21 protein-coding genes and 1 pseudogene are annotated in these 22,173 nt (G+C 36.2%); 16 read left to right on the top strand and 6 right to left on the bottom strand.

Features of this window, described 5'->3' with window-relative positions; translation table 11 throughout:
• Window positions 1–18 precede the first annotated feature (18 nt).
• The 4 genes and pseudogenes from glmM to M3234_RS29405 all read left to right on the top strand — a co-directional run.
• Window positions 19–1,371 carry a phosphoglucosamine mutase gene (gene glmM / locus M3234_RS24705; RefSeq protein WP_262307254.1) on the top strand — a complete coding sequence of 451 codons (1,353 nt, stop codon included), beginning with the start codon at window positions 19–21 and terminating at the stop codon, window positions 1,369–1,371.
• 457 nt (window positions 1,372–1,828) lie between these two features.
• On the top strand, window positions 1,829–3,631 hold the full coding sequence (gene glmS / locus M3234_RS24700) for a glutamine--fructose-6-phosphate transaminase (isomerizing) (RefSeq protein WP_262307253.1): 1,803 nt from the start codon (window positions 1,829–1,831) through the stop codon (window positions 3,629–3,631).
• A gap of 182 nt (window positions 3,632–3,813) precedes the next feature.
• On the top strand, window positions 3,814–3,939 hold the full coding sequence (locus M3234_RS29775) for a TnsD family Tn7-like transposition protein (protein WP_396953993.1): 126 nt from the start codon (window positions 3,814–3,816) through the stop codon (window positions 3,937–3,939).
• A pseudogene (locus M3234_RS29405) lies at window positions 3,933–4,004 on the top strand (ATP-binding protein); the annotation flags it as partial. The gene M3234_RS29775 and the pseudogene M3234_RS29405, both read left to right, overlap by 7 nt.
• A gap of 342 nt (window positions 4,005–4,346) precedes the next feature.
• Here the strand turns inward: M3234_RS29405 and M3234_RS24690 are convergent.
• Together M3234_RS24690 and M3234_RS24685 are read right to left on the bottom strand one after the other, a co-directional pair.
• Complete coding sequence (locus M3234_RS24690; protein WP_262307252.1) at window positions 4,347–4,856, bottom strand: hypothetical protein; 510 nt, start codon at window positions 4,854–4,856, stop codon at window positions 4,347–4,349.
• Between the two features lie 344 nt (window positions 4,857–5,200).
• On the bottom strand, window positions 5,201–6,547 hold the full coding sequence (locus tag M3234_RS24685; RefSeq protein WP_262307251.1) for a PepSY-associated TM helix domain-containing protein: 1,347 nt from the start codon (window positions 6,545–6,547) through the stop codon (window positions 5,201–5,203).
• 513 nt (window positions 6,548–7,060) lie between these two features.
• On the opposite strand from M3234_RS24685, the gene M3234_RS24680 reads away from it, so the two are divergent.
• From M3234_RS24680 to M3234_RS24665, 4 genes are all read left to right on the top strand, one after another.
• Complete coding sequence (locus M3234_RS24680; protein WP_262307250.1) at window positions 7,061–7,813, top strand: FixH family protein; 753 nt, start codon at window positions 7,061–7,063, stop codon at window positions 7,811–7,813.
• A 69-nt stretch (window positions 7,814–7,882) separates the two neighbouring features.
• Entirely contained in the window at window positions 7,883–8,857 is a 975-nt protein-coding gene (locus M3234_RS24675; RefSeq protein ID WP_262307249.1) for a YncE family protein, read from the top strand.
• Window positions 8,850–9,524: a response regulator transcription factor gene (locus tag M3234_RS24670; RefSeq protein WP_262307248.1), complete on the top strand. Its 675-nt coding sequence runs from the start codon at window positions 8,850–8,852 to the stop codon at window positions 9,522–9,524. The genes M3234_RS24675 and M3234_RS24670 overlap by 8 nt, the downstream gene beginning before the upstream one ends.
• Before the next feature lie 38 nt (window positions 9,525–9,562).
• A complete protein-coding gene (locus M3234_RS24665) occupies window positions 9,563–10,930 on the top strand; it encodes a sensor histidine kinase (protein WP_396953990.1) in 1,368 nt (455 codons plus the stop codon).
• 625 nt (window positions 10,931–11,555) lie between these two features.
• Here M3234_RS24665 and M3234_RS29770 read toward each other — a convergent pair.
• Together M3234_RS29770 and M3234_RS24660 are read right to left on the bottom strand one after the other, a co-directional pair.
• Window positions 11,556–11,660, bottom strand: a complete 105-nt coding sequence (locus tag M3234_RS29770) for a hypothetical protein (RefSeq protein ID WP_396953992.1) — start codon at window positions 11,658–11,660, stop codon at window positions 11,556–11,558.
• Between the two features lie 37 nt (window positions 11,661–11,697).
• Window positions 11,698–12,567 carry a LysR family transcriptional regulator gene (locus tag M3234_RS24660; protein ID WP_262307246.1) on the bottom strand — a complete coding sequence of 290 codons (870 nt, stop codon included), beginning with the start codon at window positions 12,565–12,567 and terminating at the stop codon, window positions 11,698–11,700.
• Window positions 12,568–12,745: 178 nt separating this feature from the next.
• On the opposite strand from M3234_RS24660, the gene M3234_RS24655 reads away from it, so the two are divergent.
• The 4 genes from M3234_RS24655 (at window position 12,746) to M3234_RS24640 (ending at window position 15,826) form a co-directional block, all read left to right on the top strand.
• Window positions 12,746–14,038, top strand: a complete 1,293-nt coding sequence (locus M3234_RS24655) for an aconitase X catalytic domain-containing protein (protein WP_262307245.1) — start codon at window positions 12,746–12,748, stop codon at window positions 14,036–14,038.
• Between the two features lie 13 nt (window positions 14,039–14,051).
• Window positions 14,052–14,486 carry an aconitase X swivel domain-containing protein gene (locus M3234_RS24650; protein ID WP_262307244.1) on the top strand — a complete coding sequence of 145 codons (435 nt, stop codon included), beginning with the start codon at window positions 14,052–14,054 and terminating at the stop codon, window positions 14,484–14,486.
• A gap of 105 nt (window positions 14,487–14,591) precedes the next feature.
• Window positions 14,592–15,011, top strand: a complete 420-nt coding sequence (locus M3234_RS24645; RefSeq protein ID WP_262307243.1) for a lipocalin-like domain-containing protein — start codon at window positions 14,592–14,594, stop codon at window positions 15,009–15,011.
• Window positions 15,012–15,061: 50 nt separating this feature from the next.
• Window positions 15,062–15,826 (top strand): 3-hydroxybutyrate dehydrogenase, encoded by a 765-nt coding sequence (locus M3234_RS24640; protein ID WP_262307242.1) that lies wholly within the window; start codon window positions 15,062–15,064, stop codon window positions 15,824–15,826.
• Between the two features lie 818 nt (window positions 15,827–16,644).
• On the opposite strand, the gene M3234_RS24635 is transcribed toward M3234_RS24640, so the two are convergent.
• On the bottom strand, window positions 16,645–16,845 hold the full coding sequence (locus M3234_RS24635; protein WP_262307241.1) for a hypothetical protein: 201 nt from the start codon (window positions 16,843–16,845) through the stop codon (window positions 16,645–16,647).
• 21 nt (window positions 16,846–16,866) lie between these two features.
• Window positions 16,867–17,415 (bottom strand): NADPH-dependent FMN reductase, encoded by a 549-nt coding sequence (locus tag M3234_RS24630; protein WP_285858663.1) that lies wholly within the window; start codon window positions 17,413–17,415, stop codon window positions 16,867–16,869.
• Between the two features lie 746 nt (window positions 17,416–18,161).
• On the opposite strand from M3234_RS24630, the gene M3234_RS24625 reads away from it, so the two are divergent.
• The 4 genes from M3234_RS24625 (at window position 18,162) to M3234_RS24610 (ending at window position 21,765) form a co-directional block, all read left to right on the top strand.
• A complete protein-coding gene (locus M3234_RS24625; RefSeq protein WP_262307239.1) occupies window positions 18,162–19,181 on the top strand; it encodes an ROK family transcriptional regulator in 1,020 nt (339 codons plus the stop codon).
• A 236-nt stretch (window positions 19,182–19,417) separates the two neighbouring features.
• On the top strand, window positions 19,418–19,813 hold the full coding sequence (locus tag M3234_RS24620) for a DoxX family protein (RefSeq protein ID WP_262307238.1): 396 nt from the start codon (window positions 19,418–19,420) through the stop codon (window positions 19,811–19,813).
• Window positions 19,814–19,837: 24 nt separating this feature from the next.
• Window positions 19,838–20,686 (top strand): VOC family protein, encoded by an 849-nt coding sequence (locus M3234_RS24615; RefSeq protein ID WP_262307237.1) that lies wholly within the window; start codon window positions 19,838–19,840, stop codon window positions 20,684–20,686.
• 17 nt (window positions 20,687–20,703) lie between these two features.
• Window positions 20,704–21,765: an LLM class flavin-dependent oxidoreductase gene (locus M3234_RS24610; RefSeq protein ID WP_262307236.1), complete on the top strand. Its 1,062-nt coding sequence runs from the start codon at window positions 20,704–20,706 to the stop codon at window positions 21,763–21,765.
• Window positions 21,766–22,173: the final 408 nt, after the last annotated feature.

The following is a 22,173-nucleotide window of genomic DNA, read 5'->3' as shown; positions in this document are numbered from 1 at the left end:
TGAAGGAGCGATATTATAATGGGAAAATATTTCGGTACGGATGGTGTGCGCGGTGTTGCAAATACAGAATTGACACCGGAGTTAGCCTTTAAAGTTGGCCGTTTTGGCGGCTATGTTCTAACAAAGGATACAGCACGTCCAAAAGTGTTGATTGGCCGCGATACCCGGGTATCGGGACATATGCTCGAAGGTGCCCTGGTAGCGGGATTGTTATCCATTGGCGCCGAAGTTATGCGCCTAGGAGTGATCTCCACTCCAGGTGTTGCTTACCTGACCAAGGCATTGGGGGCACAGGCAGGCGTGATGATTTCTGCTTCTCATAACCCAGTTGCCGATAACGGGATTAAATTTTTCGGACCGGACGGTTTTAAGCTTTCTGATGAACAGGAAGCAGAAATTGAAGAATTGATGGAGCTGCCGGAAGATCAATTGCCACGCCCGACAGGAGCCGAGCTTGGCTATGTAATGGATTATTTTGAAGGCGGTCAAAAATACCTGCAATACTTGAAAAATAGTGTAGAAGAAGATTTCTCCGGCATTCATGTCGCATTGGATTGTGCCCACGGGGCAACCTCTTCATTGGCTTCCCATCTATTTGCCGATTTGGATGCCGATTTATCGACTATGGGAGCTTCGCCAAACGGCATCAATATCAATGATGGCGTCGGTTCGACCCATCCCGAGGCACTTGCTGCTTTTGTACAGGAAAAGGGTGCCGATGTCGGGCTTGCCTTCGATGGTGACGGAGACCGATTAATCGCGATTGATGAAAAGGGCAATATCGTTGATGGCGACCATATTCTTTATATCTGCGGAAAATACATGAAGGAGTTTGGCCGATTAAAGCACAATACCGTCGTTTCCACCGTGATGAGCAATCTTGGTTTTTATAAAGCGATTGAAAGTCAGGGAATTCAAAGTGTGCCAACAGCGGTCGGTGACCGGTATGTTGTAGAAGAAATGAAGAAAAACGGCTACAATCTCGGCGGCGAGCAATCCGGCCATATTATTTTCCTAGATTTCAACACAACTGGTGATGGTTTATTAACCGGTTTGCAATTGGTCAATATCATGAAAGCAACGCAAAAGACGTTATCGGAACTGGCTGGAGAAATGAAGAAATATCCGCAAAAGCTTGTCAACATTCGGGTAACTGACAAGTACCATGTGACCGATAATGAAAAGGTAAAGGCAGTTATTGAAGAGGTCGAGGCAGAAATGGCTGGAAACGGCCGAATTCTTGTCCGGCCTTCGGGAACAGAGCCGCTTGTCCGTGTCATGGCGGAAGCCGCATCCCAAGAGCTTTGTGACGCCTACGTCCACCGCATTGCGGCAGTCGTGGAAGAGGAAATGGGCTTAAAAGAAGCGTAAGAACCCAAAATTATATGCATAAGGGAACAAAAAGGCTCCCTTATGCATATTTTATTATGTACGACCTTATATTTTTTGGAAAAATATAGTGTTGACGGGTTCTCCAAATTCTTGTAGTATTAATTTGCTTGTCTTTAAAAGCAAATGAGCGAAAGGAGGGCAGCGAAAGGGTAATTTTTAAAATTTAAAGCGCCAGAACTGACCGAAGGAGGGTTCGGTTAGTTGACGAGGTGGAGGTTTATCGAAATGTTCGGCGGATGCCTCCCGGTTGAAACGCACAACCGTCAATTTCTCTTTTAAAACACGAGAGGTAACTCTGTGCACAAAGGGGAGAAAATGCGCATATTAAAACCAATGTTTTAAAAGGTATAGACAGATACCTCAGAGAAAACAGAGATAAGGGGGCAAGTATGCCTCCAAGCCTTCTTGCCCCCTGAATCAGGGAGGAAAAGAATAAATGTGCGGAATTGTTGGATATATCGGAAGTAACGACTCGAAAGAGATTTTATTAAGAGGTTTGGAAAAACTTGAATATAGAGGCTATGACTCAGCAGGAATTGCCGTTAAAAACGAAGACGGCATTCATGTTTTTAAGGAGAAAGGCCGCATTGCCGACTTGCGCAGAATCGTAGACGAAAATGTTTTTGCAAAAGTGGGAATCGGACATACTCGCTGGGCGACTCATGGCATTCCAAGCAGGGGTAATTCCCATCCGCATCAAAGTGCATCGGGAAGGTTTACGCTTGTTCACAACGGAGTAATCGAAAACTATGACCTGTTAAAGCGCGATTATTTAACAGATGTCGACTTCAAGAGTGAGACCGACACGGAAGTGATCGTGCAACTTGTTGAAAAGTTTGCCGTTGAAGGCCTGGAAGTACTTGAAGCGTTCCGTAAAACGTTAAAACTGCTTCATGGCTCTTATGCGCTTGCGTTGTTAGATGCTGAGGATAGCGAAACCATTTATGTCGCGAAAAATAAAAGCCCGCTGCTTGTCGGCCTTGGGGAAGGGTTCAATGTCGTCGCTAGCGACGCGATGGCGATGCTTCAAGTAACGGACAAATATGTGGAATTAATGGATAAAGAAATTGTTGAGGTCACCGAAAATGACGTAACGATTCAAAACCTTGAAGGTGATGTAATCAACCGCGTGCCATATAAAGCGGAGCTTGATGCCAGCGATATTGAAAAGGGCACTTACCCGCATTATATGTTAAAAGAGATTGATGAACAGCCTGCTGTTATCCGCAAACTGGTGCAGCAATACCAAAATGAGCAGGGCGAGTTGGAAATCGACCCTGACATTATCGATGCCATCAACGCGTCTGACCGCATCTATATCATTGCGGCCGGTACGTCTTACCATGCAGGTCTTGTCGGAAAGCAGTTTATTGAAAAATTAGCAAACATACCGGTTGAGGTTCATATCTCCAGTGAATTTGGTTACAACATGCCGTTGTTATCACAAAAACCATTGTTCGTGTTCATTTCCCAAAGCGGCGAAACGGCGGATAGCCGCGCGGTTTTAGTCCAAGTGAAGGAAATGGGTTACCCTGCACTGACAATCACCAATGTTCCAGGCTCAACATTATCACGTGAAGCAGACTATACGCTATTGCTGCATGCCGGTCCGGAAATTGCCGTCGCTTCGACAAAGGCATATACGGCACAATTAGCTGTGTTGGCGATTCTGGCACAGGTAGCGGCAAACAGCCGTGGTTTGGATATCGGCTTTGACCTGACGCATGAGCTTGGCTTGGTTGCCAATGCCATGGATGTCTTATGTGATTCCAAAGAGCTGCTCGAAGTGATTGCCAGAGAATTTTTTTCTGTTACACGCAACGCGTTTTTCATCGGCCGCGGTATTGATTTTTATGTCGGCCTTGAAGGTGCGTTGAAGTTGAAGGAGATTTCCTATATTCAAGCGGAAGGCTTTGCCGGCGGTGAGTTAAAGCACGGTACGATTGCCTTGATAGAAGAAGGCACACCGGTCATCGCGCTTGCCACGCAGGAAAGTGTCAATTTAAGCATTCGCGGCAATGTGAAGGAAGTCGTTGCCCGCGGTGCCAATCCGTGCATCATCTCGATGAATGGTCTCAACATGGACGAAGACAGCTTCGTCATCCCGGAAGTACACGAATTATTAACACCACTTATCTCTGTTATACCATTACAGATCCTTGCCTACTATGCAGCGCTGCATCGTGACTGCGACGTCGACAAACCGCGTAATCTCGCGAAGTCGGTGACTGTGGAGTAAGACAAAGGGCGGTTGTCCTTGTGTTGTTGAAACAAAATAAAGTTTGCAGAATGAGAAAAAAGTCTGCTTAAGAAGAAAAAAGTTTGCACAAAGTCTCGTGGGTGTATCCAAGTATGGGTATTTTCACGGGGCTTTTTTATGTGTAAATGTGGTGGTACTGAGGCACGGATAGTAAAAGTCCCATTGGGATATTTAGATGCGATTGCGGATTTATTTACCTCAGAACGGGTCCTGATCTAGAAGAGAAAGACAGATACAAAATAACCAAGATTAAGCAATTTGGCCCTGTATGGGAAGCCAAATACTGAAAGGACCTACAGGATCTGGAAAAACCTTTATGGCTTGTGCCTTCGGTGTATCGGCCTGCCGTCAACATGGAGAATCCCTTTATTAGTTATTACTCTAATTCCAAGAAAGATTATCGTTTCGTCCTCCTTGGGAGTTTCTTCATAAAAGTGCCTATATAGAATTAAATTATGATCTCCTTTTTGGCCTCTTGAAATTATTTCAAAACCTTTATTTGTTATATTTTCAGTTTGATGGTTTATCTCAAATTCAATATCATTTTTTCGTTTTAACGTGAAATTTTAGTTCTACTAAAAATTTGATCAAATATATTCATCAGTAGCCTCCTAATTCAATTTCGAGTTTATGTACCACTTTTATTGTGTGCTGTTATATATAGAATTTTAGAATATCGATTCCTAGAGTGATTTTATGAAAAATAGTCTTTAGAATGTTCTAGTAAGGTTAACCCAGCATTCTCATATCTTGCTTTAATATTGGTTTGATTCCAGTTTAAAGGCATTACTCTTCGAGAAAGGTTCTTATGTTCTTCTGAAGTAACTGTTGCTGTCCAAAGGTACTGATTTATGATATTCCTAACGAATTCTTCAGTAAGACTCCCTTCTATTGCTTTTTGTTCGCATATATCTTTTATGTATTTCTTCTTTGGAATAAGATGCTCGTACTCTAATCCTTTAACACTATGATTCTTGAGAACTTCTAATGCTGCTGGTGTTACATATTCAGTAGAATATCGCTTGTCATTCCAATTTTTAGGTAGGTTTCTTGTGGCTAAATTGATATGTAAATTTGCGAGAAATTTACCCTTACCTTCGTGAATTCCCTTCATATAGAGTTGATCGTGAAATGGGAGATTACAAAGGAATTGATAATACTTGTTTGCCAAAATATTTATAATACTATCTCTGTCGTATGCCATTAATTTTGAACCCCAAGTTGTGAGTGATTATAATGCTTACGTTTAAAAATAACTCCATACGTAATAACAGTAAAGACTACATAGAACTAAATAAAAAATATGATATTAAAGATAAAATCGATGATTTCATGTTCCTTATTTAATTCATTGTTAGTTGAACCTATCACAAATAGTGGTAAAACAGAGAGTATAATTAACTCTGATAAACAAGTATTAAAGATGCTGACTTAAAATGAAGGGAGACCGTTCAGTTATTTTGAAGGTCTCCTTTTTGGTGTATTAAACTATTATTTTACTTATCAATGTAGATAGTAAACTTAAACTTTTAATAAAAACATAATTTATCAAGCGTAGTTATTCTTTTTAGAATAGTAGAGGATACTTTCAATAATAAATATTACTAGTATAGATATACCAAATAAAGGCATTAGTATACCAAGTATTAACAGTGTAATTATCAGGCCGATAGACCAAGGTTTATTTACTCTTTTTGGCAAATCTAAATTATCAAATTTTGCTCTTTTCATCCATGAGGCAAAGCCTAATGCAATGGCTACAAGGAATGCAATACAAACAACTAAATTGATTATTTTATTTGCGATTCCAAATAAGTGTCCTTCATGAAGGGGAATTCCCCAAGTAAACCATTTACCTATAATTCCATAATCATCGAAGTTTATTTTAGCAATTAATTTACCAGAATACTGATCAAAGTAAGCAGTAGTTTCTTCGTATGGACTAACATCTAATCCAGTGACACCTGTATTACTTCCTTTTGATACAGTGAATACCCCTGTTTCATCTGAAGGATAGACGATTGAGTACGGTCTCGGAATATTTTCATTTTGAGATTCCTTCATGATTCCTTCTAGGGTTTGTTGACCCGGGATATTTGTATAAGTATTGCTACTATGGTGATGATTATCATGATTTGAAGCAGGCTGACTTATACTTCTAGTAGCCCATGGTATCTCATCAACATCAGATTGCGGGGGATTATACCGCAATTCCGTTCTACCCAATTCAGGATGCTCTGCACCAAATTGACTAATATGACTTCCCATAAATACAGACCAAGGTATGCCAGTTACCACAATTACAATTAATGGTATTGCAATTGCTAGTCCGAATATTGCGTGGATTTTTTGAAATTTGAACGTGTTAGTTCCCTTTTTAGACTTATTTACAAGCAACTTCTTTTTAAAAGTCATATATATACCAGATACAATAAGAAATACAGCCCAACAAGCAGTCAATTCGACTAAATATCGTATAAATGTACTCTCAGTAAATAGAGAACTATGAAAATTTCTCATAAAGTTAGAGTATGTGTATTTAGTATTTTGACTAGCAACTATTTGATTGTTACTGTCTAGAAAAATATAACGAGAATCACCTTTATCATTAATGATTGTAACTCTGTTGTTATAGGGTTCGTCCATTAGGCTGATTTTACTAACAGTATAGCCTTCGAATTTGTCACCTATTTCTTTTATAGCCTCATCTACGCTTTGCATTTCTTTAATATCACTTTGTCCGAAAAATTCCATTTTATAAATATTGTTTTCGACTTCAGGATAAAATAGAAAACCGATTCCCGAAATAGTCAGCGTTAATAATAAGGGTGTAATAAACCATGCAGCATAAAAATGAAGTCTTCTAAATGGATTGAACGTATTTTTAGTGTTCATATTGATCTCCTTCTATTTCTTTTTGTTATTTTTATAACTAATTCAACATGTAACAATTTCACACAATTTCTTAGAGTAAAATAAATGTAGAAAAGTTAAACGTTAAAATAACTACTGTGATAAATAGTAAAATAAAATTGTGAAAGAAATATGAAGTTAGTGGATTAATTGGGTAAGTTAATTGAATTTATTAGTACTTGGTTAGGTCTTGGCATATTGGTTTGGGACTTAACCAAGTTTTTTTTAAATAAAAATGTGCTTATGTTTATAGAAGTATGGATGTATTTCACAATGATTTCACATTCTTATCTTATAATCATACCCGAGAATGGACTGGGAGATAGGAGAGTGATGAATGAAGTTCAAAACCTTTACTATGCTTATTTTTCCTCTCTAGATACTCACAAGAAGAAATCCAAGAATTTGCTAAAACATCTTTTAAAGCATTGGTACAAAGTACCATATGAAAAAATTATTAATGATATTCAAATACTAGACTAAGGACGTGAAAAAATGAAAAGCAAATTATTTTACATATTAACTTTATTATCAATCATTATTATTTTTACCGGCTGTAGTAATGAAAAAAATAATAGTGAAAGTAGCCAAAATGACGAAATACCTGAAATGTTAGAGGTCCAAATTAATTTAGACACTGAAAACCCTCAACCAAATCAAGAAGTAACAATAAGTGCATTGGTAACACAGGGTGATGAGAAAGTTGATGATGCTGATGAAGTGTTATTTGAGGTTTGGAAAGATGGTAAGGAGGAACATGAAAAGATTGAAGGAGAACATAAAGGAAATGGAGTCTATTCTATATCTAAAAGTTTTCCAGAAGAGGGTGTTTATTATGTTATCTCCCATGTAACAGCAAGAGACATGCATAATATGCCTAAGAGAGAATTTAAAGTTGGAGATAATAGCAATGATGAGACTCAAGCAACTCATCATGAACATAACGATTCTCATATTGATGATTTAATGATCCATTTTATGTCAGATGATTCTGTTAAAGTAAAAGATAAAACGATATTAACCGTCCATTTACAAAAAGAAAATTTACCGTTAATTGATGCGGAAGTAAGGTTTGAAATTTGGAAAGGTGAAGGAGAAAAACACGAATTTATCGATGCAGTTGAAAGTAAAGACGGTGAGTATAAGGCAGAAACTGCTTTTGAAAGTACTGGTAAATACTATGTTAAAATCCATGTTAAGAAAGGTGAATTGCATACTCACCAAGAAAATTCGATTGAAGTTCAATAAAAAAAGTTTACGCCTGATCCTTATCAGTCGTATTTTAAACTTATAAAATAAAATAGAAAGGAGGATTCGATGAAAAAAAATATCATAGTATTAATACTTCTTTGCCTACTCTTAATGGGGTGTAATAAGGATAGAATATCTGTTCCTCCTTCATTAAAAGAACAATTAATTGTATCTCACATAAAGGAATCAAAGATTTCTTTTGTGAATTTGAAAAATAATGAAATTACGACAAATGATTTAGACTATCGAATAACAGCAATGCAAAAACTGGATAAAAACAAGGTTGTTATTTCTGGAGAGAATGAAGAATATTTGTATAGTCTTGATTTAATTAATGGGCAACTTAAAAAAATATTTGAGGTTGGTAAAGGGGTTAAAGACCTGCTGTACCTCCCTGAAGATAACCTTCTCATTTTTGCAAATAGTATAAATAATAGCATTGGTTTTATCAATCTCAATAATAATAAGATAATGGCTGAGGTTTCGGTGGGAAACCTTCCTATATCTATGGCATACAACCCTAAAAAAGAGATTCTATATGTTCTGAATGCAAAAGATTCAACAATCTCTGTTATCGATATTGATTTAAAAAAGGAATTAAATAAATTTTCTATAGTAGAACGTCCTAATGGAATATTTTTCGATGGACGTTATGTATGGGTTGGTGGTCATGGATCTTACGGGACTCTTAACAAAGATGTCTACGTATATGATCCTGAAAGAGGAGAGGAAATTGACCGTGTAGAAGTAGGGACAATGCCCGTTGATTTCTACGGGGATAATACAAGTCCTTATATTTATGTCATTTGTCATGGTTCAAATAATGTTTTTCGAATTAATAAAGAAGATAGAACTGTTAAGAGTTCAATTGAGGTTGGAAGTAATCCATATGATATTATTGGTGATACACAAAATATTTATGTTTCAAGCATCGATGGTAACTCTCTATCAGTTATTGATAAATCAACATTTAATATAGAAAGAAATATAGGTCTAGATAATGGACCATATTTAATGATCTTAGGTGAAGCAAATGAATAAAAATAAAATATTAATCGCTGATGATGAAGAACAAATGCTAGTTTTATTAAGTTCTTATTTAGAAAAGGAAGGATATATAACGTATACTGCACATGATGGGATTGAAGTATTGGACCTCTGGAATAAGGGAACTTTTGATTTATTAATCCTAGATATAATGATGCCTAAATTAGATGGATCTACAGTATGTAAAAAGATTCGTGAAGCATCAAAGGTGCCAATAATCATGTTAACTGCTAAAGGTGAAGAATTGGATAGGGTCAATGGGTTAAAAATTGGCGCCGATGATTACATTGTAAAACCATTTAGCCCAAAGGAATTAGTTGCTCGTGTTGAGGCTTTATTAAGAAGGTCAAATGATTTTAATCAAAAGCAAAATTTGATTAAATTAGGTGAATTAGTAATTGATATAGAAGGATATAAAGTTGAAGTGGCAGGAAAACTTGTTAATTTAACAAGGAAAGAGTTTAGTCTCTTGAATTTCTTGATTAGCAACCAAGGACAAGTATTTTCAAGAGAACATTTACTTGACCGTTTATGGGGACTAGAAAGCATGGGTACTTTAAGAACAGTGGATACACATATAAAAACCCTTAGGATTAAATTGGGTAATGCAGGTGCTTATATCCAAACTGTTTGGGGAGTGGGGTACAAATTCGAGATCTAAAATTATTTGATAGGTATGGATTAAAACATAAAATTTGGATGACCATTATTGTGGTTTCATTAGTAATGATCGTTACTGGTGCGGGTTTAACATACTATTTATACGAAAAGTTTTACGTGGAAAAACAAAAAAGTTTATTAGTAGTGCAAGGTGAGGAATTAAAATCATATTATCAAAATTCTACAAATAAAGAAGAATTTAAGAAGAGAATAGAATGGACGGATAAAACATCGGATGCAAGAGTTATTTTTACAGAAGATCCTATGTTATTAAGTGCTGGAATTCCCTATGAAGAATTCACAGATAATAATTTGATTACCTTTGAAGAAAGACAACATTTATTAGAAGGTGAAAAAGTAATATTTGTTCGTAAACATCCCAGATTCAATCAAGATATTTTGGCAGTAACAATCCCACTGTTTAAAGAAAATCAATTAGAAGGTGCTATATTCTTATATATGTCTTTAGTAGACGTTTATGAACCATTTCAATCAATACGGTTTATTTTGATTGTTATGTTTGTTGTCCTTTTAACTTTAATAATATGGATAGGCCATAAAATGACTAATCAGATTATTAAACCTTTAAAAGAGATGGAAACCATATCACAAAAAATGTCTCAAGGAGATTTTTCTAAAAGGATCTTAGTAAAAAAGAAAGATGAAATTGGTAATTTATCAAACTCATTTAATATACTCGCTTCTTCACTGGAGGAAGTTGATAAAAAACGACGCGAATTTTTGCAAAACGTATCACATGAGTTAAGAACGCCACTTAGTTATATTAAAGGATACACAGAAGCGATTCTGGATGGAATCGTTGTTGATAGAAATGATATAGAAAAGTATGTATCAATTATTCAAAATGAAGTTGGGCGAATGCACCGGCTAGTTCATGATTTACTTGATTTGGCCCAATTAGAAGATGACTCTTATCCAATGAAGTGTGAGCCTCTGCCGTTTGCACAATTAATAATGGATGTAATAGAACGATTTGAATTATTGGCAAGTCAGAAGGAAATTGCAATTATTAGAGAACTAGATCAAGATATAATTGTTAATGGAGACATTGATAGACTTGAACAAGTAGTAAGCAATTTGCTTGATAATGCTATTCGTTATACTCCTAAAGGTAAATCAGTAAGAATTTGTTTGTCACAAGAAGAAAATACTGCGATTTTTATTATAGAGGATTCAGGCAGTGGAATCCCTAAAGAAGATTTGCCAAAAGTAGTAGAACGCTTTTATCGAGTGAATAAAGCAAGAACAAGAAAAGAAGGAGGTACGGGGTTAGGACTTTCCATCGTTTATCAAATTGTGAAAAAACATGATGGAGAATTAAAAATTGATTCAGTGTATAAAGAAGGTACAAGTGTTATTGTAAAGTTGCCATTGATTTTAATATAGATTTTCTATATTTTTTTAACCAAAATCGTTTATTAAGATTAGGTAATTAGAGTAATTAGATTCCAAATAGATTTCATAAATAAGAAACATTTGAACTTCTTCTTGGTGATAGATTTAATCAAGTATCTAAAGAAGATTTATGATACGTGTTCTATATAGTTACTTTGTATTTTTTTAGCCAACTTTATTTCTCGTTACATGAGAGGATTTTTAAGAACAAGAATTAAAGAAATAAACTTCAATTTTGTTAAGGATATAATAAACCATTGTTGTTACTGTTTACTATGTTAAAACAAAATAAAGTTTGCACAAAGTCTCGTGGGTGTATCCAGAGTATGGGTATTTTCACGGGGCTTTTTTATGTGTAAATGTGGTGGTACTGAGGTTTCTCGTGAGGAACAAGGTTCCCCTTACGGGACAGGTAATTCTTGCATAAGTACGGCATAAGTGATGTTCCTGTATTTCTTTGAATAGGGGCATTAGAACAAATCTAATAAAGGGAAGCCCACGTCCAGCAACGTGTAACATGCTCCAAGTAAGGTCCTCGCTCTTAAAAATAAATATATATAAATACTAAGGTGCTAGGTATGATGCAGATGGATGAAAGGTATCTTCGATACCTCATTTATTGGCGAGGTGCGAATATCATTACTGAAACATCCACTAAACAGATACCAGCACCTATCCAATCGTATAAATCAAACGAATTTAGTTTACTACTACCCCTCAGAGTAAATGCGGCTTACCACGTAATATATTTTTCCAAATTAATGATTTTTATAATAGTAAGTTATGATAAAATCCTTAAAATCTTTTGCATAAGATGAAAGAACTTTCTCTTTTAACCATGATAAGCCCACGACAAATCTTGCGTTTGGGTCTGAAAGTTTCACATAATTTAGTTGATATTTTTTACATAGTGTAATCGGAATTAACCCTACACATTTATTGAGTTGAAACATTTCAATTAAAAGATCAAAGTCTACTTCAAAAATGACCTTTGGTTCAAAACTTGCAGTTTGATAAAGCTGATTAATGATGCTTTTATACTCTTCGTATCCAGCTAGCGATATAAATGATTCTGAAGCTACTTCCTTTAAATCGATCGTTATTTTATCGGACAAGATATGATTTTTTGGAATAACTAAAACGATTTCTTCTTCCATCAATATACAGCTCTCAATGGCCTCATCTTCTATCGGTGGTCCTGCGATTCCTAAATCAATTTCCCCTTTTTTGAGCTGAATACTGATCGATTCCTTTGATCCAAGCGATTGTTGTATATAAGAGTTTGGATTTTCATTAATATATTCAATTAATACTCCCGATAGAAATCGCGGGTTTGAAATCGAAATCATGATTTTTTTATGTGTTTCATTGTATCTGTTTTGTATCTCCATTTTTGCATTTTCAATTTCAGAAAATATGGTATTTACATGTTTTAGAAGTATTTTCCCTGACTCATTCAGCTGAATATTTCTCCCTTTTCGGTCAAACAAAGGAGTCCCCATTTCATCTTCCAGCCTTTTAATCATCAAGCTTAATGAAGGTTGTGCAATATTGAGTTTTTTAGAAGCTTTTGTAATATGTTCCATATAGGCTACCGTTTGAAAATATTTCAATTGAAGTAGTTCCATTTTTACCATCCTTTTAATACCCATTTATTTTATACAATGTATTTATATAAAAATATATATTAGATTAAATGATAAATCCATCTTACAATAAATGCATAAGTTAAATTCCTACTTTTCATATATAAGATGTACAACTTATGATAATGAAAACGACTGATATTAGAAAGGTGGAATAAAAGTGGAACATTATAAAATGGAACTGACACAAGAAGAAAAAGATATTCTTGAAGGAAAACAAGGAGAAGTGATGCAAAAGGTCTTAAAGTCAATTGTTCTCTTCGGAGAGGCATTTGGGGCAAAACGTCTTGTGCCGATTGACGGTCCTATTCACGTTGTTACGTCTTTTGGTATGACCGGATTTGATGCTGTATTTGCCATGATGGATGAATTAATTGGAGCTGGTTTAAAAACAAAAGAACCATTTACAGTCGATCCTAGACCTATTGATTTTGACAATATCGAAACAACGGAAGAATCAAAGAAAGTATCTTTAGATTTATATCAAAATCAAGAGCAATATGAAGAACAGCTTCAAAAGTTAGGTCTTAAAGATAAAAACGCTTTTTCCTGTGCAAGCTATATGCCTGAAGTTGGGAATACACCCCAAAGAGGACAAGTATTATCATGGGCAGAATCTTCAGCCGTAGTATTTGCTAACTCTGTAATTGGAGCTAAATCAAATCGAAATTCAGGACTCATTGAATTATTATGTGGGATTTTAGGAAAAACACCTGAGTTTGGATTCTTAACAGATGAAGGCAGACGTGCGGATTGGTTAATTGAAGTAAAAACAACTAAAACCCCAAATCCTATGCTGCTTGGTAGTGCAATTGGCATGAAAGTAGTTGGAGACAACCCATACATTACGGGTCTTGATCAACTACTTGGAACGGAATTAAATAACACCATGAAAGACTACCTTAAAGATATGGGTGCGGCTACTGCTTCAAATGGGGCAGTTGGTTTATATCATGTTGAAAACGTCACACCCGAAGCCGTTGAACATGGAAGAGATTTATTAGTAGAAGGATATCAAACGTATGTGATTGATGATGCAGAATTAGATAGAGTGATGGCTTCATACCCCGTTTTATGGGATGACATGAGTGCAGAACCAGCCTTTTGCTTTATTGGATGCCCTCACCTTTCTTTAAATCAAATCTATACTTGGAATGAAAATATCGATCGTGCATTGAAAAAAGCTGGAAAAGATAAAGTGACCATTAGAACCATTTTGAGTGCTGCACCTGATGTCATTGCTAAGTTTAAAGAAGATGAAAAAGCTTATGAAACGCTAATCAATAATGGCGTGAATCTTTCATTCACATGCCCTGTTATGTATATGAACAACCCTGAAAACTCTAAAAATCCGATTATTACAAATTCAAATAAAATGCGAACATATTCAACAGCAAGATTCTTCTTGGATGACGAAGTACTAAACATTATTGTGAACGGTAAAAATTATTAAGGAGGAATCTAGAATGAAGACTTTTAAAGGAAGAGTAGTGCTTGGTGGAAATCTAACTGGAGAAAGCGTTGTTTCCCGTCAAGGTTTTAATACATTAGCAACTTATTTTAGAGGTTTAACAACTGGAAGTTCCATCTGTAATGACCAAAATAATAAAGATTTATATCAAAAAGATGTCGGTGGTAAAATTATCTGTCTTCCAAAAACAATCGGTTCAACAACAGGAGGTATGATTCTCCAATGTGCGGCAGATGTTGGAATTGGTCCTGCGGCTATGCTTTATGCAGATCATATTGACTCTATTTCTGCAGCAGGAATCATTCTGGCAGAGGTTTGGAATGATAAGAAGATTGTAGCGATTGACCAACTGGGTGATGAATTTTTAGAAGCTGTACAAGATGGACAAAAAATTGAAATTATAGAGGATGGCACAGTGATCGTTCACTAAGATGATTCAATATGGGAGCTAATAGCGTGTATGAAATAGTTCCTATTTGTATTTTTCTGAATCACAATTAGTTAATAAGGTTTATGAAAAAGGAGATGCATTTATATGACATTAAGAGAACAAGTAGTAGGTGTATGGTCTTTGGTTTCGTATCAATCACAAGATGAGGAAGGAAATGTCATCTATCCTTTAGGAAAAGATGCTACAGGATTTATTATGTATCATCCAGAAGGTTATATGTCCGCACAACTTATGCGACATGGACGTCCAGCCTATGTATCAGGTGATTTACATGAAGGAACGAAGGATGAAATGGCTGAAGCAGCATTTGGATACTTAGCATACGCAGGAAAATTTGAAGTTAATGAAGAAACAAGCACCTTAACGCATCATATGGAAGTCAGTATGAATCCTACTTGGCTAGGTCAACAACAGCCACGTGTAGGTTCCATTGAAGGAGATATCCTAAGTATATACAATGGTTTAAATCCAAATCAGAAACTTGTTTGGAAGCGTGTTAAGTAGTTTTTATTACGAACAATAAGCGGATGTTTATTGAGGAGGGTCATTCAAAAATGGAGAAAAAAGAACGTATCGTGATCGTTACTGGTGCTGCTCAAGGTATCGGTTTTGCTATTGCAAAAGCATTTGTTGAGAATGGAGACTGGGTTGCCATAGCAGATATTAAAGTGGAAGCTGCAGAAAAGGCCGCAGCTCAACTGGGAAATGCAAAAGGCTACAAAGTTGATTTAACACTAGAAGAGGATATTAAAAGATTTGTTGAACAAGTAGTTGCCGAAAAAGGCACGGTGGATGTGGTTGTCAACAATGCAGGTTTACAATATATTTCAACTGTTGAGGATTTCCCATTAGATAAATGGAATCAATTGCTAAGGGTTATTTTAACAGGAACTTTCTTAATGACGAAATATACACTACCTATCTTTAAAGCCAAAAATAAAGGTCGGATTATAAATATTTCTTCAACTCATGGCCAAATTGCGGATCCATTTAAGTCAGCTTATGTGGCAGCCAAATTTGGTGTCGAAGGCTTTACGAAAACCGTTGCATTAGAGAATGCACAAACTGGTATTACAGCTAATACCATTATGCCCGGTCCGGTTCGAACACAATTAATCGAAAATCAAATTGCCAAACTTGCTGCAGAAGATGGTACTTCTGAACAAGAAGCAATGGAAAAACATATTCTAGGTAAACAGCCCATGAAACGTCTGCTTGAACCGTTTGAAGTAGGAGCGACTGCAGTATTTTTAGCCTCAGAAGGAGCAAACGCTATTACAGGAACATCGTTGAATGTATCAGGTGGAATGCTAGCGTAAAGTTCAACTACTATCAATGAGGGTTCTTTTTGCCCCCATTGATAGTAAATCATCGTGACATAATAGGCCACCCACTTTCTAAAATATTAATTTTCATCTCAGGCAACCGTTACCTTCTTGCTTTGGTCACCTGAGCCGAATTGATGTATGACAGCCACCAAGTCACCGCCAATCATTATTACTATAGACTGTGCAAGATCGTTTTAACCAAGAATCATTTTCTTCCCTCGTCGTAGCATCCCTATTCAACTCCCTATATAGTTTATCCAATTTTGCTAGAGATTCTTATTCAATTAAATGGCCCGTTTGTTCAATAAGCGCAGCGTAACAAAGTCTGTATAAAAATTAACACCTATACATTTTATCTTTGAAAAAAGATTCATAAAGATTAATAACTATCCTGCCAAAACCTACATCATTTAAATGCCAGAAACAAAATGGCTTACTTTTCTTAAACAATAGCCAAATTAGATCCCACTCTACCAATTTCGGCAATTCCAACAAATATAAAAAATACAATTGCATAGGCACCTCATTAGAGGCAAGAATCGGTTATGGTACAGGGGGCACCGTTAGGTGCCTTAATTGGGCTTTGGCCACTCCTCTAGTATGGTGATCTCTCCACTATGGTTAAGTAAACTTTATTCTTATCATTTTTATTTATCGAGTTCATTTTCGGCAGAAAACGGGCAAATCTTTGAGCAAACTTTATTCTCAAGGAATAATCTGGATAATCCCATTGAAGTCAGATTTGGCAAGGGCTGAACGTGCTTCCTCGCTTCTGCAAACTTTATTCTACTTTAACATGTGTCTTCCTGCTACTTTCTCGGTTTCTCTGCTAAAAAGTCGGTGCCCACCGCAAAATAGTTGATACCGAGGCAAAAGAGAAACGGCAAGGAAGCAGCAGCGGATTCAAGATCAATCGGGTCACTTTCGGTCCGATTCAATAGCAAACAATCAAGCTGGATCCAATACGGGTCCAGCTTTTCTTTTTGGAGTTTTGGCAGGTGTGTCTGCACAGCACTCCAACTTTCTATAACTTAATGATATTTCTTGATTAATTCAACGAATTCATTAACGAAACCTTGTAGGAATTCTACTGTTCCTTCATTCAGCTTACCATTTTCATCTAATAATTCATGTACAGAACCAATATATGCTTCCGGTTGTTGAACAACGGGCATATTTAAAAATGAAAGTACCTGACGCAAGTGATGGTTTGAACCGAATCCTGCAAGCGCACCTGGAGATTGGCTAATGATTGCTGCAGGCTTTCCATTCCAAACACTTTCTCCATAAGGGCGAGATGCTACATCAAGTGCATTTTTTAATACAGCAGGGATCGAACGGTTATATTCAGGTGTTACAAATAATACTGCGTCTAATTCTTTGATTGTATTGCGGAATGCAGTATATTCTGCAGGAGTTCCTAGGTCTCCTTCAAAATCTTGGTTAAATAATGGTAGGTTGCCAATTTCAACAAACTCTGTTACATATCCCTCTGGGAATAAAGGTGCTACATTATTAGCAACTTGTTTTGAAAAAGAATTTTTACGAAGACTACCAACGATAATGCCAACTTTCGTCATACTACTCATCCATCCTTATATTTTATTTTGAATTCAATATTATCTTGAGTTCAAGATAATTATATTGAATTCGAGATAAATTGGCAAACGAAATGCTTTAACTTAAAACGTAAAATTACTCACAATCAAAAAAGGAAATGCTGTTATCGAAAATAATTGGGGGCATAGTAGTAAGGTGAGTTAGCATTTTAATGACATTTTAAGGAATTTATCATTTCGAAAAATTAGACAAGATTTGTTGAGAACGGCCCATCAATGCTTTATTGCAAAGGGGTTAAAAAATACATGAATTGAAGAAATAACATCTGCAGTGTCCATAGCAAAAGCAGTTTCTATGTATTTTTCGAATCGAAGGAAATGTTGTATCTGGAGTTATTATCCTCAGAGAGGGAAGAAATTGAAAGACGGGTGTGGCCAAAAGTTGAGCAAGAAAAGGAGGTGTGTGGGAACTCGATATTAATAATGTGCCAGTTTGATAAATCAAAATAAGAAATTATCGTGCAATAAACCTGATTGTCAAAATGGAGTATTCTTATGAAAATATATACTGTTAAACAGAATAATATTCAAATTGCTGTTATAAATAATAGCGAGATACTAGCTCCAATCGTAATTTGTATTCCCAATTGTTTTCCGTAATTTTATATGATATATTATCAACATCACTTATTAAAGGAATTTAATATGTTTTATTCGACACTTATTTAAGAACTTTAATAAGTCTATTTTAATAGGTGGTGACATTTGTGAATACTACTCCAAAATCATTGAGGAAGGTAATCCTTTCTAGTATTCGTAAATCTCTTTTAGAACTTGGAAGTGCAACAAAAGTGGAGCTAAGCGATAAATTAGAAGTTAGTTTTCCAACAATAAGTAAGTTTCTAGCACAGATGGAGAAGGATGGAGAAATTATTTCAGTTGGTTTAGATGAATCTAGTGGCGGAAGAAGAGCAAAAAGATATGCGTATAACCCTGAACATATGCTTGGCCTTGCTATTTTTTTAGAAAGTTCAGAGACCAATTATACAATTTTTAATTGTGTGGGAGAAGTAATGGAACAAGGAAAGGCGCCAACTGTATTAATAGATAATGGTATAAATTTATTAACTAAGTTAATCGAGAAAATAATTACTACAAATGATTCAAAGATCCGTTCTATAGCAATCGGGGTTCCAGGTTCGGTTGATAATGGTCGAATTTTTTATATGCCGGGATACGAGCAGTTTCAGAATTTTGATTTAAAAGGATATTATGAGAATTATTTTTCTATACCTGTAGTAGTAGAGAACGATATGAATGCTGCCGTTCTTGGGTTTAAGCATAGTAAGGGGACTAAGGATAATCAATCCCTAATATATTTATATTTCGGTCAAAACGGACCAGGAGCAGGATTTATGATAAATGGAGATGTGGTACGAGGAAGTACATTTTTTGCGGGAGAGGTTTCATTCGTTCCCCAGTATAATGAACGAAATTTTGGACAGGCGTTAGAAAATGGAAGCAGGCTTAATAAGAAAACTATCTCTGAGGATTATCATATTGATGCAATCAGTAGGTTAGTGGCTACTTTTGTAGCTATCATTAACCCTTATATCATCATTTTTTGTAGTGATGAAATGGATAAAGAGATATTAAACAAAATTACTATAGGCAGCTCAAAGTACATCCCTTCAGAACATCTCCCAAAACTTACTGAAAGTGATTGGAAACAAGATTATTTATATGGATTACAAAGGCTTGGGCTTGATCTTATGATCAATGAATAATGCATTAACCAACAGAAAGTAATTACAATATGAACTCTAGCTGGATCCAATCCGAATCCAGTTTTTCTTTTTTAAAATACCCTTTTTGTTGAATTTTCCACCGTAATTCAATCTATTCTCTCCATATAGGAAAACTATAGTTCGATTCACTATAATACAAATTAAAATTACTTGACACTACTTAATTATAAAAATATACTAACTTACATAAAGTAACTAGATTGAGGACAATACAAATGAATAAAAACGGAATTGGGAACGTTATATTAAGAGTGGTATTAGATCTTACATTCTTTATACATGGATTTTCCAAATTTCAAGGTGGTATTGCGAATATAGTCGGCTTTTTTGATAGTCTAGGGATTCCGGGCTTTATTGCCTATGTTGTAGCGGTAATAGAATTAATAGTTGGGTTTGCAATAATTTTGGGATTGGGAACACGAATTGTTACTACTGTTTTTGCATTAATTATGATAGGTGCTATTTTTACTGTAAAACTTTCACTTGGTTTTCTAGGCAATGGACAAATGGCAGGATATGAATTTGAACTTGTATTATTAGCAGTATCCATTTATTTTGTATTTGCTGAGAAATCAAGGATGTCATTAGACCATAAGTTTTTTCAATCATAAAAAAATAATCTTGGAGGGTTACCTATGGAATTTCACAAGAAACCAACAACTTTTGTAGGGCATGTAAAAGTTAAAGTGGAAAATTTACAACGTTCGATTGAATTTTATAAAAATATCCTGGGATTCGATATTTTAGAACAAACTACCTCAACGGTAAAACTGACAGCTGATGGGAAAACAAGTTTTTTATCACTGGAACAACCTGAGGATGTTATATCAAAACAGGGAAGAACTACTGGGTTATATCATTTTGCGATTCTATTGCCAGACCAATCGGCTTTAGCCAATATCGTGGTTCATTTGGTGGGCAATGGGATTCGTTTTGGATCTTCTGATCATCTTGTCAGTGAAGCCTTGTACCTGCACGATCCAGATGGGAATGAAATTGAAATATATCGTGATCGGGCACCTTCTGAATGGAAATGGCATGGCGATGAAGTGGATATGGCAGTAGATCCATTAGATTTTGAAACTTTGCTTAAGTTTGCTACACCGGATCGGCCTTGGCGAAGGATGCCTGCTGAAACGGTAATGGGCCACATTCATTTACACGTGTCAGAACTAAAGAAAACAGAAGAATTTTATGTAAAAGGACTGGGAATGGACGTAGTCAATCGATTCGGGGAGCAGGCCTTATTCCTCTCCTACGGAAAATATCACCATCATGTAGGGGTCAACACTTGGAATGGAGTAGGGGCTCCACCTCCTGCCAAAAATAGTGTAGGTCTTGAATCGTTTACACTCATTTTTGATAACGAAGAGGTTCGTAACCAAACAGTAACCAATTTGAAGCAGATTGGTGCAAAGGTATTGGAAAATAACCGTTTCATCACCTTTGATCCTTCTGGAAACGCAATAGAGTTAGCTGTATAGGATAGGAGGTATCCGAAATGGCTTCTAAAGAAAGTGCCGGTATGGAAATTGGGATTTACACACTTGCCGACATTGGTCCGGACCCCCTTACCGGAAGGATGTTAACGGCTAAGGAAAGAGTAAAAGAAATCATTCAAGCCGCAAAACTCGCTGATGAGGCTGGATTAGATGTATTTGGTGTAGGAGAACACCATCGTCTGGATTACGCTTCTTCTTCTCCAGCAGTCATATTGGCTGCGATTGCACAAGTGACAAAACGAATTCGATTAACAAGTACAACAAGTGTTTTAAGCACGCTTGATCCCGTTCGTCTATTTGAGGATTTTGCAACATTGGATTTGCTTTCCGATGGCCGCGCCGAAATACTGGCCGGCAGGGGCGCATTTATCGAATCCTTTCCCCTTTTCGGTTATAGTACCAATGATTATAATGAATTGTTTGAAGAACATATGGACCTTCTATTACAGTTGACCCAAAATGAGACTGTCACGTGGTCGGGGAAGTTCCGTCCTTCTTTAAAGGATGCTGAAATTGCACCGAGACCGGTACAAGAAAAATTGCCAGTTTGGATTGGAGTGGGAGGTACGCCCGAGAGTGCCGTTCGTGCCGGCAGATTTGGGGTGGGAATGGCATTGGCTATTTTGGGTGGAAATCCAAGTCGTTTTAAGCTGCTAGTCGATTTTTATCGTCAAACTGGAATAAACGCGGGCCATGCACCAGAAACGTTAAAGGTCGGAGTAACGGGCCATGCATATCTAGCTAAAACAACTCAGCAGGCAAAAGACGAGTTTTATCCTTATTACTCCAACTACTGGGGATATGTGAACCGTCAACGTGGAATGGCCACAAGAATGTCAAGGGCAGACTTTGAACATATGACTAGTCCGGATACGGCATTGTTTGTGGGGAGTCCACAGCAGGTGATCGAAAAAATTCTCAAACAATACGAACTCTTTGGGCACCAAAGATTCCTTGCACAGTTGGATATAGGCGGTCAACCATTTAAAAATGTAGCAAAAGGGATCGAATTGCTAGCAACGGAAATTGCTCCAGTTGTTCGAAGGGAAACAAGCAAATAAGCTTTTTAGTGAAACCGACATAACAAAGGGGCGGATCCTATAGGATTTTGCCCCGGTTTTTATTTTCGTAGTTGAAAATGATTTATAGATTGTAAATAGATATACCATTGGTAGACAAAAGTTGAAATTTACCGTTACGCCCGGATGCACAGTTACGCCGATCCTAAATCAACTTTTGCTATAAGAAGCTTAACTTATAGAATGCATCTTACGGTTACAGTTTATTTCATGGAACCCGTTTCAGAGCAAGGAAAATTTCAATAAATAAATCCTCCAATATTTCTTCGCAAATTTTACAAGCAATTGTCACTAATCTATCAAATGAAGGTGGTAAAATTCCTCACAACTTCCTTTAAAATTAATATGGTATATAATTTTTTGTGGTTATTTGTGAAATATCTCACAAAC

It is taken from the genome of Neobacillus niacini (assembly GCF_023715785.1).
GTDB classification, from domain to species: domain Bacteria; phylum Bacillota; class Bacilli; order Bacillales; family Cytobacillaceae; genus Neobacillus; species Neobacillus niacini_E.
The sequence above is the reverse complement of the archived record's forward strand: the minus strand, read 5'-3'. Positions and strand labels throughout refer to the sequence as shown.